Raw genomic sequence first — 14248 nt, 5'->3', positions numbered from 1 at the left:
GGAGGAGTCGTATGAGCCAGGTAGGAATCGGCGTCATCGGTTGTGGTCGGATCAGCGAGAACCATTTCCAGGCTCTCGCGAAGCTGCCGGAGGTGAAGATCGTATGCGTGGCCGATGTCAACCCGGAGGCAGCGCAGAGCAAAGCCGAGAAGCACGGGGCGGCGCAGTGGGTGACGGACTACCATCAGTTGCTGGCTGTGCCCGAGGTGGAGGCCGTTGTCGTCTGCGTGCCGACTTTCCTGCACGCCGAGGTCGTCTGCGCTGCAGCCGCAGCAGGCAAGCACGTTCTGTGCGAGAAGCCCCTGGCGATGACGATGGAGGACGGCCTGCGGATGACCGAGGCCTGCAAGGCCGCCGGGGTACGCTTCATGATCGGCTTCGTGCGCCACTACTCGACGGAGTGGCAGAAGCTTCGCGAGATCATCTCCGAGGGACGCCTCGGACGGCCGGTGCTCTGGCGGAACCTTGTTGGGATCCGCGTCCCGCCGCTGCGGTGGTTTGTCGATGGGGTGAAGGGCGGCGGCCCCTTCCTGGATGGTTGCGTCCACGACTACGACTTCGCCCGCTTGATCTTCGGCGAGGCTGAGTGGGTGATGGGCAGCCTCATGCGGTTCAGCGAGCACTCGACTGCGCTGGACACCGGGAGCGCTATCATCCACTTCAGGTCTGGCGACGAGCTCGTGCGGAGTTGGTCCTGGGGATTGCCGGCGCCGAACTGCAACTCGCCCGCCGCGGCAGATGTGATCGGACCGGGCGGAGCGCTTCGTTTCCCGAAGGCCGGCGAAAGCGGGAACCTGTTCATCATCAACGAGAACAACGAAGAGGAAGCCGTGCCCTACGAGCCGACGACCGGGCAGGACTGGTTCGACCGTCAGATGGTGCGTTTCATCGAGTGCGTCCAGACGGGGACCGAGCCCTTCGCCGACGGCGACCGTGCGCTGAAGGCCCTTGAGATTGCCCTCGCGGTGCTCAAGGCGGGTCAGAGCCACGAGCGGGTCGACCTCTAGCGCCAGTTGCTGTTGACCTCATCACCGATACGCCCGGCAGACCTGCCGGGCGTATCGGCAACACCTCGATCCATCTCAGAAGATGCTCTGTTCCACTCCGAAGGCCGCGCACACCCGCAGGATCTCCTCGCGCGAGAGACCCTCGGCCAGTCCGTGGTTGCACAGGTTGAGGTACTCGTACTGTGCCCCGGTTTCGGCGTACTCGATCAGGTCGCAGGCCTTCTTGACGGACATGTCGGAGCGTGCCATCACGCCATGCTTCGCCCACAGGACGATGCGGTGTGAGCGCAGCTTCGCGATGTTGGCCCGCATGAGTTCGTCGGAGCCTGGTACCGCGAAGGGCAGGAAGCCGACGCCGGCCGGGAGTTGGCAGATCCCCTCGGGCTCCCAGCGCAGGATGTGCTGGTTCAGGTATGCGTCGTCCTGGTAGCGCGTGATGTGGCTCAGATAGGTGAGGTGCAGGGGCTGGGCGTGAACAAGGGTGTGGAAGGCAGTGCGCTCGCGTCCGACCTGGTCGCAGTGGACGGCGAGGTGCGAGTTGAACTCACTGGTCACGCGCTCGAACAGCCTCTTCGGCGAGGTGTACATGACTGCCGAGGAGCCGTCGTCGGAGATCCTGACGGCGGCCAGGTTGGCCTCGGGAGCCTGGAACACTTCACGCAAGCGTCGCCCGGAGCCGGTGACGATGATCGTGCCGCCGCGGAGCTCCGGGGCAGCCTTGGTCAGCTCGAAGGGCTCGGTCTGAGGGAAGATCTCGGCGACGGGGACGTCCCAACCGAAGTAGGCGGAGATGTTGCCGGCAGCGCCCTCACTGGCAGAGATCTCGGACAGTCGACGTCCGGCTTCGCCGATGGCGGCGAGGAAATCGGAGAGCGGCGGATAGGGTGGTGTCAGGGGCATGGTGTCCTCCTTGAGCAGCAGCAAGCAGTCAGGGAAAGCCGCGGTCTTCCGCAAGCCTCGTCGGCGACGGAGCTGCTTCCCCGTGGGTTCTGTGGTAGACAGTCTGCCATTGTAGCACACGGTCCTCTGTTTGCTGCCTGTGTGCAAAAGCCGATTGCCCTTCCCGTTGACGAGGCCGGCTCGAAACGCTAAACTTGGTTATACGGGCAGGGGGATTGATTCCCCTGTCGGTACGAATCGAGACCTGACCGTGCGGCTTATCACCCAAGCGGGAAGGCGCGCTTTGCGTGGGCCTAGGACCGGTGTTTTCACTACACCCTCTTGCGTACGCGAGAGGGTGTTTTGTTTTCCAGGGGGCTAGCAATGGGCAAGCGCCTGGGTGTTGTCGGCATTGTGGTGGAAGACCTTTCCGCCGCAGAGGAAGTGAATGCGGTCCTGCACGAGTATGCACCTCTCGTGATCGGCCGCATGGGGGTCCCGTACCGCGAGCGTGGCGTCTCGGTCATCTCCATCATCGTGGACGGAGAGACCGACGAGATCAGCGCGCTGACGGGCCGGCTGGGTCGCCTTCGTCATGTTGCCGTCAAGACGGCGCTCACCAAGGAGTAGGCGCTATCGACGCCGTGACCGGCACAGAGAGGAGCAGCACCATGTACGATCCGAAATCGTCCAAAGCTGCAGAGTTCATCGACCATGAGGAGATCGAGGCGTCGCTGGCTCAGGCCAAGACAGAGGCCGCTGACCCGGCACGCGTCCAGGCAATCCTCGACAAGGCCGCCGACTTCCATGGTCTCACACACCGCGAGGCGGCTGTGCTCATGCAGGTCGAGGCCCCGGACACCCTCGAGGCCGTGTACAAGCTGGCTCGCAAGATCAAAGAGCACATCTACGGGCGACGCATCGTCTTGTTCGCGCCGCTGTACATGTCGGACTACTGCGTCAACCGCTGCAGCTACTGCGGCTACAACCATGACCACTGCATCACCCGGCACAAGCTCACGCAGGAGGAACTCGCCGAGGAGGTGCGTGAGCTGGAGCGGATGGGGCACAAGCGTCTCGCGCTCGAGACCGGCGAGGACCCCGTCAACTGCCCGATCGAGTACGTGCTCGAGTGCATCAAGACCATCTACTCGCTCAAGTTCGACAACGGCGCCATCCGCCGCGTGAACGTGAACATCGCTGCCACGACGGTAGAGAACTACCGGCGGCTGAAGGATGCGGGCATCGGCACCTACATCCTGTTCCAGGAGACCTATCACCAGCCCACCTATGCCGAGGTACATCCCTCCGGTCCGAAGCGCGACTACGCCTGGCACACGGAGGCGCATGACCGCGCGATGGAAGGCGGCATCGATGACGTGGGCTTCGGCGTCCTCTACGGCCTGTACGACTGGCGCTATGAGACGGTCGCGATGCTCATGCACGCCGAACACATGGAGGCCGTGCATGGCGTCGGCCCGCACACACTCTCTGTCCCACGCATCCGCTCGGCCGAGGGGATCGACGCCGCGAGGTTCCCGCATCTCGTGTCGGACCCCGACTTCAAGAAGCTCGTCGCTGTGCTGCGTCTGGCCGTGCCCTACACCGGCATGATCCTCTCGACTCGCGAGCCCCAGGGTTACCGCGAGGAGGTCGTTGCCGTCGGCATCTCGCAGGTCAGCGCCGGGTCCTGCACCGGCGTCGGCGGCTATGCGCACGTGGGTAAGCTTGGCTTAGAGGGAAGTGCGCCGCAGTTCGAGCCGGAGGATCACCGCTCACCGGACGAGGTGCTGAAAGGCCTGGTCCGCGAGGGCTACATCCCAAGCTACTGCACCGCCTGCTACCGTGAGGGGCGCACCGGCGACCGCTTCATGAAGCTCGCGAAGGCGGGGCAGATCGGCAACGTGTGTCAGGCAAACGCGATCCTCACCTTCCAGGAGTACCTCGAGGACTACGCGGACGAGGAGTTACGCACCATCGGCGCCGAGGCCATCGAGCGCGAGCTCAAGAGCATCCCGAACGAGCAGCGGCGGATCAAGGCGAGGGAGTACCTGACCCGCATCCGGGCAGGGGAGCGCGATTTCCGCTTCTAGTACTGGTCAGTCCGAGTTGGTATCGCGGCCCCGAGAGGACCACGAGCCCTAAGCTGTTTCATGCGTGCGGACTCCGCCGAAGGCCAGGCCTTCAGGAGCGGAGTCCGCACCTTTAGTTCTGGGATGGGGTTAGTCGGCAAGCACCATGACTCGGTGGGCCGGGCTCTCCGCCACCGTCTTGCCTGTGCTGTCGAGCAGGAGCACCTTCACCTGGGCGCTACCGGCGGCGCGCACAGGGAGGTTGACGGCCAGTCCCGGCCAGGCCGGCAGTCGGCACTCCTGGGTACCTCTGCTGTCGGTCACGCGGACGACGAGCTGGTGCACTTTGCGCTCACAGGGAGACAGGCCGAGACTGACCGACGCGTCAACGGCACCTCCCGGACTGACCAGGGCGCCGGTCAGAGCCACTGCCATGGGCTCCGGAATCGTTGCCGGGACCTGCAGATGGGAGGCGGACTGGCCGCAAACACCCCAGGAGACATTGAGCCGGCGATCCCCGGCGCGGTGGAAGTTGACCGGGATCTCGAACTTGCGCTTCTCACCCGGCGCAAGTCCGGCCACCTGGCGACCGGCTCCACGCACGGCGACTTCAGCCGACGCGGGTGCGGTCGAGGTGTTCCGGAGGGTGATCCCCAGGGACTGAGCGCCCCATGCCGCCGGTGCCCGGAGCTCCTCCAGGGCCACCGTCTGGGGCTGCATCAGGGCCAGACCGAACCGCTCGGGTATGTGCAGACCGTTGTAGGTGCAGGACCAGGCTGTGTGAGTCTGCGGGTCGGCGCCGGTGTGACGAGCCCGGGCGAAGTTGAAGGCCATGATCGGTTCGCGGTTCACTCCCGCTGCGGCCAACTCCGACCAGGGGATAGCGATCTCCACCGACCAGCGGTCGGCACCCTTGTGCACGGCGGTCTGAAGCTTCGGATTCCAGGCCTGCATGTCCTGGTTACGTTCATCGAGGACCACGTTCGCGGTGGTCACGATCAGATGCGCATAGGGCCTGCGGGCAGCCCCGCCGACGAATAGCTCCACCTCGTCCTCCAGCCAGACCGTTCCGTCATGCTGCTTCTCCTTAGCCTCGACCGCCCCCATGCGCGGTTCGGGGCAATCGAACCCTACGTAGAGGGCCTTGTCGTCAACGAGAAGACGGGCCGTGGTTGCCAGCTTCGCCGGTTCACCGTCGCGGATGTCCACGAAGCTCCCCGCAACACCAGCGCTCTGCCAACAGTCATCGTCCAGCTTGCCGTCGATGGTCGGCGCGGTGGTGGTCGAGGCGGCCGACATCACCGGCAGCGAGGCGCCCGCCGGCACCTGACGGGTCTTCACTCGCAGGCTGAACTGCTCCCCGCGCAAGGAGGGCGGATTGTAGGCCTGTCCCGCAAGGGCTGCCTGGAGGCCGAGGATGCGATCCGCAACCATGCGCCGGACCTGCTGCAGCCGCTTGGTCTCGAAGCCAACCGGGCCCATGGGGTTTGCCCAGGGCACACTGTCGACGAGGCCGTGCAGCGTGGCCTGAGCCTCCTCGGCCGCTTTCTGTGCGGCTGCAATCGGGCTGGCCTGGGCCTGCTTGATCAGGCTGGTGAGCGTGTACAGGTACAGGTAGTCGTCCACGCCTTCGCGCAGGGCCTCCCAGGCGATGGTCGGAACCGCGCCCTGGTAGGTGAACCAGTCCTCCGGCTTGAGGAAGTGCGGGTACGCCGTGCACTGCTCCTTGGGCTCGCCGCTGTTCGCGCGGCTCCCGTCGAAGTCGTTGAACACATCCTCGTGCGGGCGGCAGAAGGTCCAGGTCACCTCGGCCCGTGCGCCGGTCTTCCAGAACAGCAGCCCGGCGCCATAGCGGTTGTGCCACAGGTAACCCTCCTGCGGGAAGGGGTTCACGTAGGAGCCTGTCCCGTACCACCAGAACTCGGCGCCGGTCTTCTCACAGGCTTCGCGGGCCTCCTGGGCTCTCTTCTCGTTGCTGACGAGGCCGACGACGAAGCAGGGGGCGGTCAGGTAGGCACTGGCCTTCTCAAGGAAACTGGGGACGTAGAAGGTGGCGTAGGTCTGTGCGCCGCCGTCATGCCAGGCCTGGTAGTCCTGGATCGCGTAGGTGTTGTCGCCGGTCGGCTCATCGACGCCGTAGTAGTACCACTTCGCAGGGATGTCAGCCGTGGCTGCCACGGCGGCCTTCGCGATCGCCTGAACGCCCGCCGTCACCTCCGGCGGCCACTGGCCCTTGTTCAGGTCCGCCGTGATTCCCAGAGTGCTCTTCACCAGGTTGGGGCCGGCCGAGTTGATGACGTGCGGGCCGTCCATGCCCGCCTTGCGGCACAACTCCGTGTACTTGCGATAGCGCGAGGCATCGTAAGTGACCTTGCCCTGGCGGAGCTCCGAGACGTCCGGCGTGCCCAGGTTCCCCTCGACCAGACCATCCATCCCGTGGCGACGGAAGTCCCTGAGTTCGGCCAGCGCCTGGTCTTCGCTCATCCGGTCCCAGCGGGAAGAGTCGGCGTAGATCAGCCAGGAGCGGTCAGCCGGACGCTGCAGCTTGATGGGAAGGACCTCGATCGTGAGGGGAAGCCGCAGCGCCGGCTTGCCGGCGGCTGCCACAGAGACGAGAGCCTCGTAGCGTCCCGGCTTGGCCTCTGCCGAAGCACTGAGGGTCAGCCAGAACCCCTGGCTCTCCCCGGCAGCAAGGTCGAAGGGGACTTCCTTGAGGACGCCGCGCTGGTAGGGAACCGTCTTTTTGCCGTCGGCACAGGGCAACAGCAACTCGGGCGTGGTGTACCACTGCCGCGAGCGCCAGCCGGTGCGCTGCGGCCAGCAGTGCTCCTGACGGAGGTCGATCGTCACCGGGGCGTTCTTGAGATCCGCGGTGATGGTCAGGCCCTTGAGCTCGGCGAGACTGTAGACGGCGAAGGTGACCGGCTCGTCCTCACCAGGGGAGAGGAACACCTGCAGCCGATCGGTTCGCTCCTGTGGCCGGGGGATCCGGTACGGACGGTACTCCCCGGGATCGGGTGCGACGTAGGCGAGCATCCCGGCCGCCGCCTCAGTGGCCGTGGGAGCAGGTGGTGCCCAGTCCTGTACCGGCTTGGCGGCCTCGGTGAAGGGCTCGCCAGGGTCTACTCGGTCGTAGGTTACGCCGCCGAGGGTAACCGGCGCTTCCGTCTGGGACCAGGAACAGGGAAGGCAGAGAACCAGCACAGCGGCGAGCAGTACGTAACGCATCGGGCAGCACTCCTTCGCAGAGACTACTCGTGATTGGGGGCGTCGGCTCGGAACGCAGTCGTGTGCGCCAGGGCAGAGCGCGGACTTCTCCTTTGGCGCCAGGGGTCCTCCTCGGGCAAGCGGCAGCGATCGGCCCTTTCTACTGCGCCGGGTCCAGCCAGAACCAGCGCGTCTCACCACGGCGCAGGTTCAGGCGAATCTCGGTGGCAGACTCACTGAGGACCTGGCCGGAGGTCAGGTCGGTGACCTTGGAGCGGACCAGCGGCCGAAGGACCTTCTCACCCGGGTAGAGCGCGTGGACCGTGAGAATGCGCTGGTTGGCATACACCGCATCGCCCGGCTCCGAGGCCGTCCAGCAGCCCGACCACTGCGCCAGAGCGTGCAGGAAGCTCGCGCTCAGCCCGGGGCAGCCGGCGAACACGGCCTTCCAGTCGCCGAAGTCCCGAGCAGCGCAGGCGACCTTCGCAGTGCCCTGGTAGTGGCCCAAGGAGACGGCCTTCGGGTCGGTGACCTCGAAGGCCGGTCCCTTGAGTCCACCGGAGAAGGTCAGGTCTCCGTTCATCGCCTTCAAAAGCGGGTGGTCACCGCTATCGGCTACGGCAGACAGTGTGGTGATCTCGGGAGCGCTGCGTACAGTGATTCCCGAGAGCGTCGTGATCGCCTGCGCCGGGTCGGCCGCACCCACTACACCGGGGGCGTGGACGAAGAGGAGCAGCTTGCCGTCGCGCTTGAGACTCTCGACGGCGCGACGCTCCGTGTCCGTAAGCAGGTAGGGGTTCAGGAACAGGTAGGCGCGGTGCTCAGGGAGCTTCATGGCCCCCAGGTCTGACTGCAGGTAGAGACGGTACGGTACTCCGGCGGTGTTGAGTTCCTGAATCTGCTGAAGCACGCCGCCATAGCGGTATGCGCCTCCCATCTTGGGCGTGACATAGCTGTCGCTCTCCTCACTGACGATCACAGCGAGGTCTGCGCGAGGAGGCTCGGTGAGGGAGAGGTCGCGACCGAAGGCTCGCAGGGCTTCGGCGATTCCGGCCATGATCTGGTCGTCGCGGAACCAGCCGCCGCTCATGTCATACCACCAGGTGCCGGTGCCGAAGGCCAGCATCATCCCGCACTCGCGACGCACCATGGCGTTGTGGATTTCGGCCGTCTCGGCGCGTCCCCAGGCGAGGTTGTTGGCGGGACTGTCCGGCACCGAGTGCCAGGAGCGCCAGTCCTGCTCGGTGAGGTAGGTCTTGCCGTGCAGGAGCGTGGAGCCGAAGACCGACCGAACCGCGCCCTGGAAACCGGCCATGCGGATGCCGTAGGCAGCGGGCCCTGCAAGGTAGTCCAGGGCATCGCCCTCCAGCAGCCGTCCCAGGGCGACATGGTTGGCGGAGTTGCAGGTGATGTCCTCGTAGTAGGTGCCGCAGAGGACGCGTCGTGGCGTCTCCGCCTTCAGGAGCGACGCAAGGGCCAGTACGTTCTCGGCCACGCCCTCGCTGTAGAAGCGCGTGTGGTCGGCCACATCCTGGTGGGTTGCCGGGTCGAGGAGGTCGCCGTCGGCCCAGAGGCGGTCGCCCGCGGGAACTCGTGCGGTCTCGAAGGTCAGGTTCGGGTTCCTCCAGGCCTTGCGGAAGGCGGCCTCGTCGCCGTGGTAGCGATTCCTGAGCCACGAGCGGAAGGAGGCCTGGGCACCAGGGCAGTAGTCGGCGAGGTGCAGGTCTGCGGGGTCGTACCTGGCCCACTGGAACCACTGGCCATCGTTCAGCCCCGCTACGTGGTAACCGATCACGGCCTTCCCCGGTTCGCTTGACTCGACGTGCTTGACCAACGCTCGCAGGCAGCCCGAGACGTCTTCCCGCAGCTTCAGGGAGACCAGCGACGGCCCGAAGCGTTCACGCCCCTGCGGATCGTCACCCCAGCGTTTCGGGTGCATGTCGACAATCGCCTTGCGGCCGTTCTGGTCGCAGGTGACGTCATCGGGATTGTCTCGGCCCCAGTCGCGGTAGGGGTCGCAGGCCATGTAGAAGACCACGTAGCCCTCGGGGTCAACGCGCAGGATGCGCCACAGCAGGTCATCGACCTCGGCGAAGTCATAGCGCCCGGGACCCTTCCAGGGGCCGCGTTCGCCATACACTCCCGAGCCGAGAACGAGCGGGACCAGGTACACGCGGACTCCGGCCCGCAGGAAGTCGCCAACCTGGGCGTCCTGCGGGTTCCAGAAGGGGCTCACATACCAGGCCCAGGGGGTCGCCTTACCGTCGACGAACAGCCGCGGTCGACCGGCGATCTGCTCGACACGGACCTGCGCACGCGCACGACGAGCGACGACCGCCTTCGCAGCTTCCAGGTCTGGGACCATCTCCTTGACCGGCGGTTCGTAGCGCGGCTTAGTCTCAGGGATTGCCGCGGCGTCGGTGACGGCGAAGTCATCCCAGCACAGGTCGGAGGGTGCAAAGGCCTGAACGCACTGGATGCGCAGGCGGTCGTTGCCGGGCCTGACCTGGACCAGCACCGAGAGTTGCTGCCATTCACCGGCTACAAGCGGCTGGCTGGTGTCGCCGAAGGTGTTGGGCAGGTCCCACTGATCCTTGCCGGTGGGGTACTGGCTGATCATGAAGTAGACGCCGCGGCGGAGGTTCTTGAGAGGGTAGACCCAGGCGGTGACGCGAACAGTCTTGCCGGGCTCGACGCTGACCATCGGGCCGGAGAGAAGTGTGTGGCCGCCACTGCCGAGCTTGGTGACGCGGTAGGACCGGTTCCCCGAGTGCTTGTGCTCGGTGTCCCAGGCGAAGGCCCCTTCTCCGCCCTCACCGGCCGAGGCTGTCCATCCCGTCGGCCCCTCAACACCCTCCTCGAGTCCGGCATTGGGCACCGCCATCGTCGTCGGTTGCTGGGCCAGGCAGGTAGCGGTCAGCAGGATCGCAAGGAGCACGGCGCCCTTCACCAGGATGCTGCGGGTCATCGGGGTCACTCCCTTGGCGCGACGACTGAGGGCCTGGGCTGCGGTGGCATGGGCCGAGTTCGCACGAGAGTCTACTTCCGGCCCGCGTTGCCAGATACCTCTGCCGGGAGGAGAGGTGTTCGGCGATCCGGCGCGAAGTGCGCAGCAACGAGGATGTGACAGTCACTTGCGAAGGCAGCTCAGGGGAGGCCGCTACAGCGCATGTCTGCTCCGATCCGACGGAAGGTGCTCTGCAGAGAGGACTTCGGTCTCTGTGTCTGCTTGCCCAAGACCCACTGGCAGAAGGTCGCCGCTCCGGGTGAGGAAACGACGGTCCGGGTAGGGAAGGAAGAGCTGCGCGTCACCGTCCACTCCGAGCCCTGCAATTGCCGCGGAACGGGCTGGCACGAGCACCGGTTCCTGGGCTTCGCAGAAGGGGTTCGGCTGAAGCCCGGAGACGTGGCAGTGCTGTCCTTCGACGAGGCATAGAAACGACCGGCTGCCCGTGACAAGAGCAGCCGGCCGATGTCGCTTGCTGTTGGCGCCTGGCCCTTCGGCTACTCCACCAGGGTGATGCGTCCGAAGGAGGCTGGCGCCCAGGTCGGGCTCAGACCTCCACCCCAGTTCATCTGCGCCGCGAGGCCCTTCCCGTCGTTGTCGTTGAGCTGGATCGAGCCCCCGAGCTTGGTGGCGAAGGCGCCGGAGATGCCGCCCAGCTCGCTCAGGGGAAGCCGCATCTCGTAGACGCAGCCTCCGTCACCGGGCTTGACGACAATTTCGTACACCGAGGAGTCGCGCGCCAGATGCCCCGAGGGTCTCCCTCCGCTGTGCTGGCGTGAGCGCCAGAGCGTGACGGTGCCGCTGCCACCCGTGGGTGACTGCGAAGAGACATAGTACGCAGCCGCCTCACGGGAACCGGTCGTGCCACCCGCCGAGGGGTCGAAGGCCAGGATCAGGCTGTCGCCGTCGGTGACGGTCTCGCCCTCGCCGGCGGTTCGGTGCTGGTCGTCGAGGACCTGCACGGCGAGGTACAGGTTCTTCGTGTCCCAGGCCAGATAGGCCACACCGTTGAGGTTCTGCGGCGTCCACTGATAGCCCGCGTCGTGGACCTGGAGTTGGTTGCGACCGATGAGCGGGACCGGGCACTTCAGGTCCCAGTCGTCCAGCTTGCCGTCGATCGTCGGAGGCTTGGCAACGCGCCACGCCTCGGCGGCGTAGTCGGTGCCCTCGAAGACCGTCACCCGCAGGTTGTCGTAGGCCGCCCAGCCGGAGCCCTGAGTCACCGGTACGAAGCCCACGGTCGCGAGATCGACCGGAGCCTTGTACCGACAGGTGAAGACCTGCCAGTAGGGCGTGCTGTCGCCGATGTCGAGCACCTGCTTGTCGTACAGGTCGCGACGCGAACCGTCGGTCATGGTCTGGCTGATGTTGGAGCCGCCCTGCATGCCCTGATTCCAGACCCAGGCTGTGTACAGATAGGTGAGGCCGCCCTGGAGCTTGAGCTGTTGGGACTGGTGCGCCCAGGTCGGCGCGTTCTCGAAGCGCAGGACCTTGCGTCCGAGACCGAGGCCAAGGTCCTTGGCCGGGAAGGCCCTTGCGTTGGTGCCCCGCCAGACCTGCGGAGTGACGCCATCGGCCTCCACCGCCTCGAAGTCCCCGTTCTTGAGCAGGTTCCCCACGCTCTCTCGGCTGAAGACCGAGAGAACCATCGGCTTTTGCACCACGGGCAGCTTGGCCCAGGCATAGCGCACAGTGAGGCGCTGTGGGAAGGCTCCGGGCTGCACCTCCGTGGGCACCGTCACCGGGAAGTTCACGACCTGCGTCTGCCCTGGTGCGACCGAGAACGCAAGCTCGCGCTGAGCAGTCCAGCCCGCCGGGAGGTCAAGCGTCAAGGTGCCCTCAAGCTGCTGCGAGTAAGGGTTCCAGAGCCGCACGGGGATGCTCGAAGGTTGGCCACTGAGCACGCTGACCGTGGGGCGTGAGCCGATCACCTCGCGCTTCCCGCCTGCATTCGGGACCTGGATCGCCGGTGCCAGGTAGGCCTTGACGACGTCCAGATCCGCGCCCTCGACAAAGCAGCGCAGGGGCTTGAGGGGCAGTGCTGCAACTCCGTCGCGAGTGGCGATGCGGGTCTCGTTGCCCTGGTGGTCGGTGAGCACCACTTCCGGCGTTCCGACAGCGAGGGCGACTTCCTCCCCGGCAGGTTCGTTAGTGGAGGCCACGATCACCGGCTTGCCCTGGTGCTCGAAGACGTGGAACACTCCAGCCTTGCCTTCCGAGGTGAACAGGCCGAGGGGCTTGGCGTCCCACAGCTTGCTGGAGAACACGGCCAGCGTCGCAGCGACCGGCAGCGGGGAGTGGTCGGCGAGGAGGTAGTCGAAGTCGCCGATGGCATTCCCCTGGCCGCCGAAGTAGATCAGCTTCTGCGCCCCGGCGCAGAGCTCATCGGTCCACTGGTTCAGCACCCAGTTCGACTTGGTGGTCTCGGAGACCACGTCAAGTCCGGGCTTGTCCCACTGGATCATCTCGCCCGCGGACTCGTTGTCCCAGACGGCGACCTGATCGAGGCCGAAGGAGGTCAGGTCGTCGCGGGCCTCCTGGATGCCGCTGCCGTTCCCGTAGTGGATCGGCAGCGTGTCGATGTACTTGCCCGCACCGGCGTTGAGCACGTCGAGGCGGAAGTTGCGTGGCCACAGTCCACCGGCCATCACGGAGCGCAGTTTCGGGTCTACACTGCGAGCCGCCTCGACTCCCGCGCGGCAAAGCTTGACATAGTCGCCGACGGAGTCCGCCGTACCGCCGGGGCAGATCTCGTTGAGCCACTCCCAGCCGCCGAACTTGCCCTTGTAGCGCTCGCTGACCGTCTTGACCATCTTGCCGAAGGCCGGCAGGTCACAGTCGAACATGCGGTAGCCGATCATCTGGCCTTGCGGCATCACCCAGGCTGGTGGGTTGTAGATGCACAGCGTGGTGTCGATCCCAAGCTCCTGGACCGTGTTGAAGAAGCTTTCCCAGTAGGGGAAGGCGTAGGTATCCGGGCCGGGCTGAAGCGTAGTCCACTCGGTGAAGGAGCGGCAGTTGGTGAGGCCCAGGAGACGGGCTGCCTCGAAGGTGCGTCGGGTGCGAGGCTCCAGCGACGGAGCGCAGTGCACCGTCATTCCGAAGGGCGTGGGCGCACCACCGGTCAGCTTCATCACGTCGGGGATGCGGCAGAAGGTGGTCTCGCGGGACTCCCAGCCGTCGACCTCAGCGTGGAACAGGAAGGTGCCGCGCCGGGTGAGCTGCACGTCAACGGGGATGGTCTGACCCTCACGCTCGACGGTGAAGGGAACCTCGCCACTGGCGACCTGATTGCGCTCTGCGTCATGGACGGTGTAGCGCAGAACCCTGCTCGTACCGGGCGTGGCCGCCTGCTTGAGCCTGGCCAGGATGCGGACCGACTCGTCATAGGTGAAGAGGTTGGCGGGCTTTGTCGTCTCCAGTTCGAAGAAGCCGCCCTTGCGCTGGTATCCGACCGAGGCCCGCACATCCCAGGGCCAGCGCTTCCCGCGGGACTCGTTGAAGAGCGCCAGCATCAGGAGGGAGTTCTGCGGCTGCGTCTTGGGGATCGTGAGGGTGAAGGTGTGGCTACCGCGTCCAGGCTGGATGACGGCCTTCTGCGCGCCATACCACAGATGCTGGGTGTTGGCGAAGCTGATCGGCTCCGGCACTCCCGGCTTGGGCACACGGGGTCCCAGGGCCTCCAGGTTCAGCGTCGTCTGCTTGTAGTGGTCGGCCGGATCGAGGTAGTACTCGAGGGTGACTTGCAGCTTGTCGCCTTCGGTCAGTGGCTTCTGGAGGCTGGTCCAGTCGAAGGCGATCCAGCTCTTGTTCCAGCGCACCTGCTTCGACCAGATCGTGTAGCCGGGGTCTGTATCAACGACCGGCAGAGGAGAGGAGGTGACCAGGCGGGTCTGTTTGGCCCACTCACCTCCCGGCGCGGTGAAGAGGATCAGTGTGACGGTGGCCAGGTTCTCCACCGGACGGATGGGCACCGTGAAGGTGCACTGGCCCTCGCCCTGGATGTCCGGCTTCGGTCGCCAGTCGTTCGCGTAGAAGCCGCCGGAGGTGCCGTCGGTCTTCTGGTAGTGCAGGTC

Annotated in this window: 8 protein-coding genes; 4 read left to right on the top strand and 4 right to left on the bottom strand. The window is 65.8% G+C overall.

Annotation, left to right across the window (positions count from 1 at the left end; genetic code table 11):
- The first annotated feature begins 11 nt into the window (after positions 1-11).
- A complete protein-coding gene (locus ABFE16_07870; protein MEN6345210.1) occupies positions 12-1007 on the top strand; it encodes a Gfo/Idh/MocA family oxidoreductase in 996 nt (331 codons plus the stop codon).
- A 75-nt stretch (positions 1008-1082) separates the two neighbouring features.
- On the opposite strand, the gene ABFE16_07865 is transcribed toward ABFE16_07870, so the two are convergent.
- Positions 1083-1907 (bottom strand): class II aldolase/adducin family protein, encoded by an 825-nt coding sequence (locus tag ABFE16_07865; GenBank protein ID MEN6345209.1) that lies wholly within the window; start codon positions 1905-1907, stop codon positions 1083-1085.
- 363 nt (positions 1908-2270) lie between these two features.
- Between ABFE16_07865 and ABFE16_07860 the strand changes: the two genes are divergently transcribed.
- Positions 2271-2516, top strand: coding sequence for a TM1266 family iron-only hydrogenase system putative regulator (locus ABFE16_07860; GenBank protein ID MEN6345208.1), 246 nt, complete (start codon positions 2271-2273; stop codon positions 2514-2516).
- A 41-nt stretch (positions 2517-2557) separates the two neighbouring features.
- Positions 2558-3979, top strand: a complete 1422-nt coding sequence (gene hydG / locus ABFE16_07855) for a [FeFe] hydrogenase H-cluster radical SAM maturase HydG (GenBank protein MEN6345207.1) — start codon at positions 2558-2560, stop codon at positions 3977-3979.
- A 129-nt stretch (positions 3980-4108) separates the two neighbouring features.
- Here hydG and ABFE16_07850 read toward each other — a convergent pair whose 3' ends face one another.
- Both ABFE16_07850 and ABFE16_07845 read right to left on the bottom strand, forming a co-directional pair.
- Complete coding sequence (locus tag ABFE16_07850) at positions 4109-7186, bottom strand: carbohydrate-binding family 9-like protein (protein MEN6345206.1); 3078 nt, start codon at positions 7184-7186, stop codon at positions 4109-4111.
- Between the two features lie 139 nt (positions 7187-7325).
- On the bottom strand, positions 7326-10133 hold the full coding sequence (locus ABFE16_07845; GenBank protein MEN6345205.1) for a beta-galactosidase: 2808 nt from the start codon (positions 10131-10133) through the stop codon (positions 7326-7328).
- A gap of 201 nt (positions 10134-10334) precedes the next feature.
- Here ABFE16_07845 and ABFE16_07840 point away from each other — a divergent pair, with 201 nt between their 5' ends.
- The gene (locus ABFE16_07840; protein MEN6345204.1) at positions 10335-10601 is read left to right on the top strand and encodes a hypothetical protein; all 267 of its coding nucleotides are present in this window, start codon (positions 10335-10337) and stop codon (positions 10599-10601) included.
- Between the two features lie 68 nt (positions 10602-10669).
- Here the strand turns inward: ABFE16_07840 and ABFE16_07835 are convergent.
- Positions 10670-14248 (bottom strand): NEW3 domain-containing protein (locus tag ABFE16_07835; GenBank protein ID MEN6345203.1); only part of this gene is annotated, 3579 nt, incomplete at its 5' end.

This window comes from Armatimonadia bacterium (assembly GCA_039679385.1).
Lineage (GTDB): Bacteria > Armatimonadota > Zipacnadia > Zipacnadales > JABUFB01 > JAJFTQ01.
Note: the sequence above shows the minus strand (reverse complement) of the source record. Positions and strands in the feature narration are given on the sequence as shown.

What these genes read in the sequence shown, in the direction of transcription:
- ABFE16_07870 (MEN6345210.1), top strand. Translation starts at nt 12, where the DNA reads ATGAGCCAGGTAGGAATCGGCGTCATCGGTTGTGGTCGGATCAGCGAG.
- ABFE16_07865 (MEN6345209.1), bottom strand. Translation starts at nt 1,907, where the DNA reads ATGCCCCTGACACCACCCTATCCGCCGCTCTCCGATTTCCTCGCCGCC.
- ABFE16_07860 (MEN6345208.1), top strand. Translation starts at nt 2,271, where the DNA reads ATGGGCAAGCGCCTGGGTGTTGTCGGCATTGTGGTGGAAGACCTTTCC.
- hydG (MEN6345207.1), top strand. Translation starts at nt 2,558, where the DNA reads ATGTACGATCCGAAATCGTCCAAAGCTGCAGAGTTCATCGACCATGAG.
- ABFE16_07850 (MEN6345206.1), bottom strand. Translation starts at nt 7,186, where the DNA reads ATGCGTTACGTACTGCTCGCCGCTGTGCTGGTTCTCTGCCTTCCCTGT.
- ABFE16_07845 (MEN6345205.1), bottom strand. Translation starts at nt 10,133, where the DNA reads ATGACCCGCAGCATCCTGGTGAAGGGCGCCGTGCTCCTTGCGATCCTG.
- ABFE16_07840 (MEN6345204.1), top strand. Translation starts at nt 10,335, where the DNA reads ATGTCTGCTCCGATCCGACGGAAGGTGCTCTGCAGAGAGGACTTCGGT.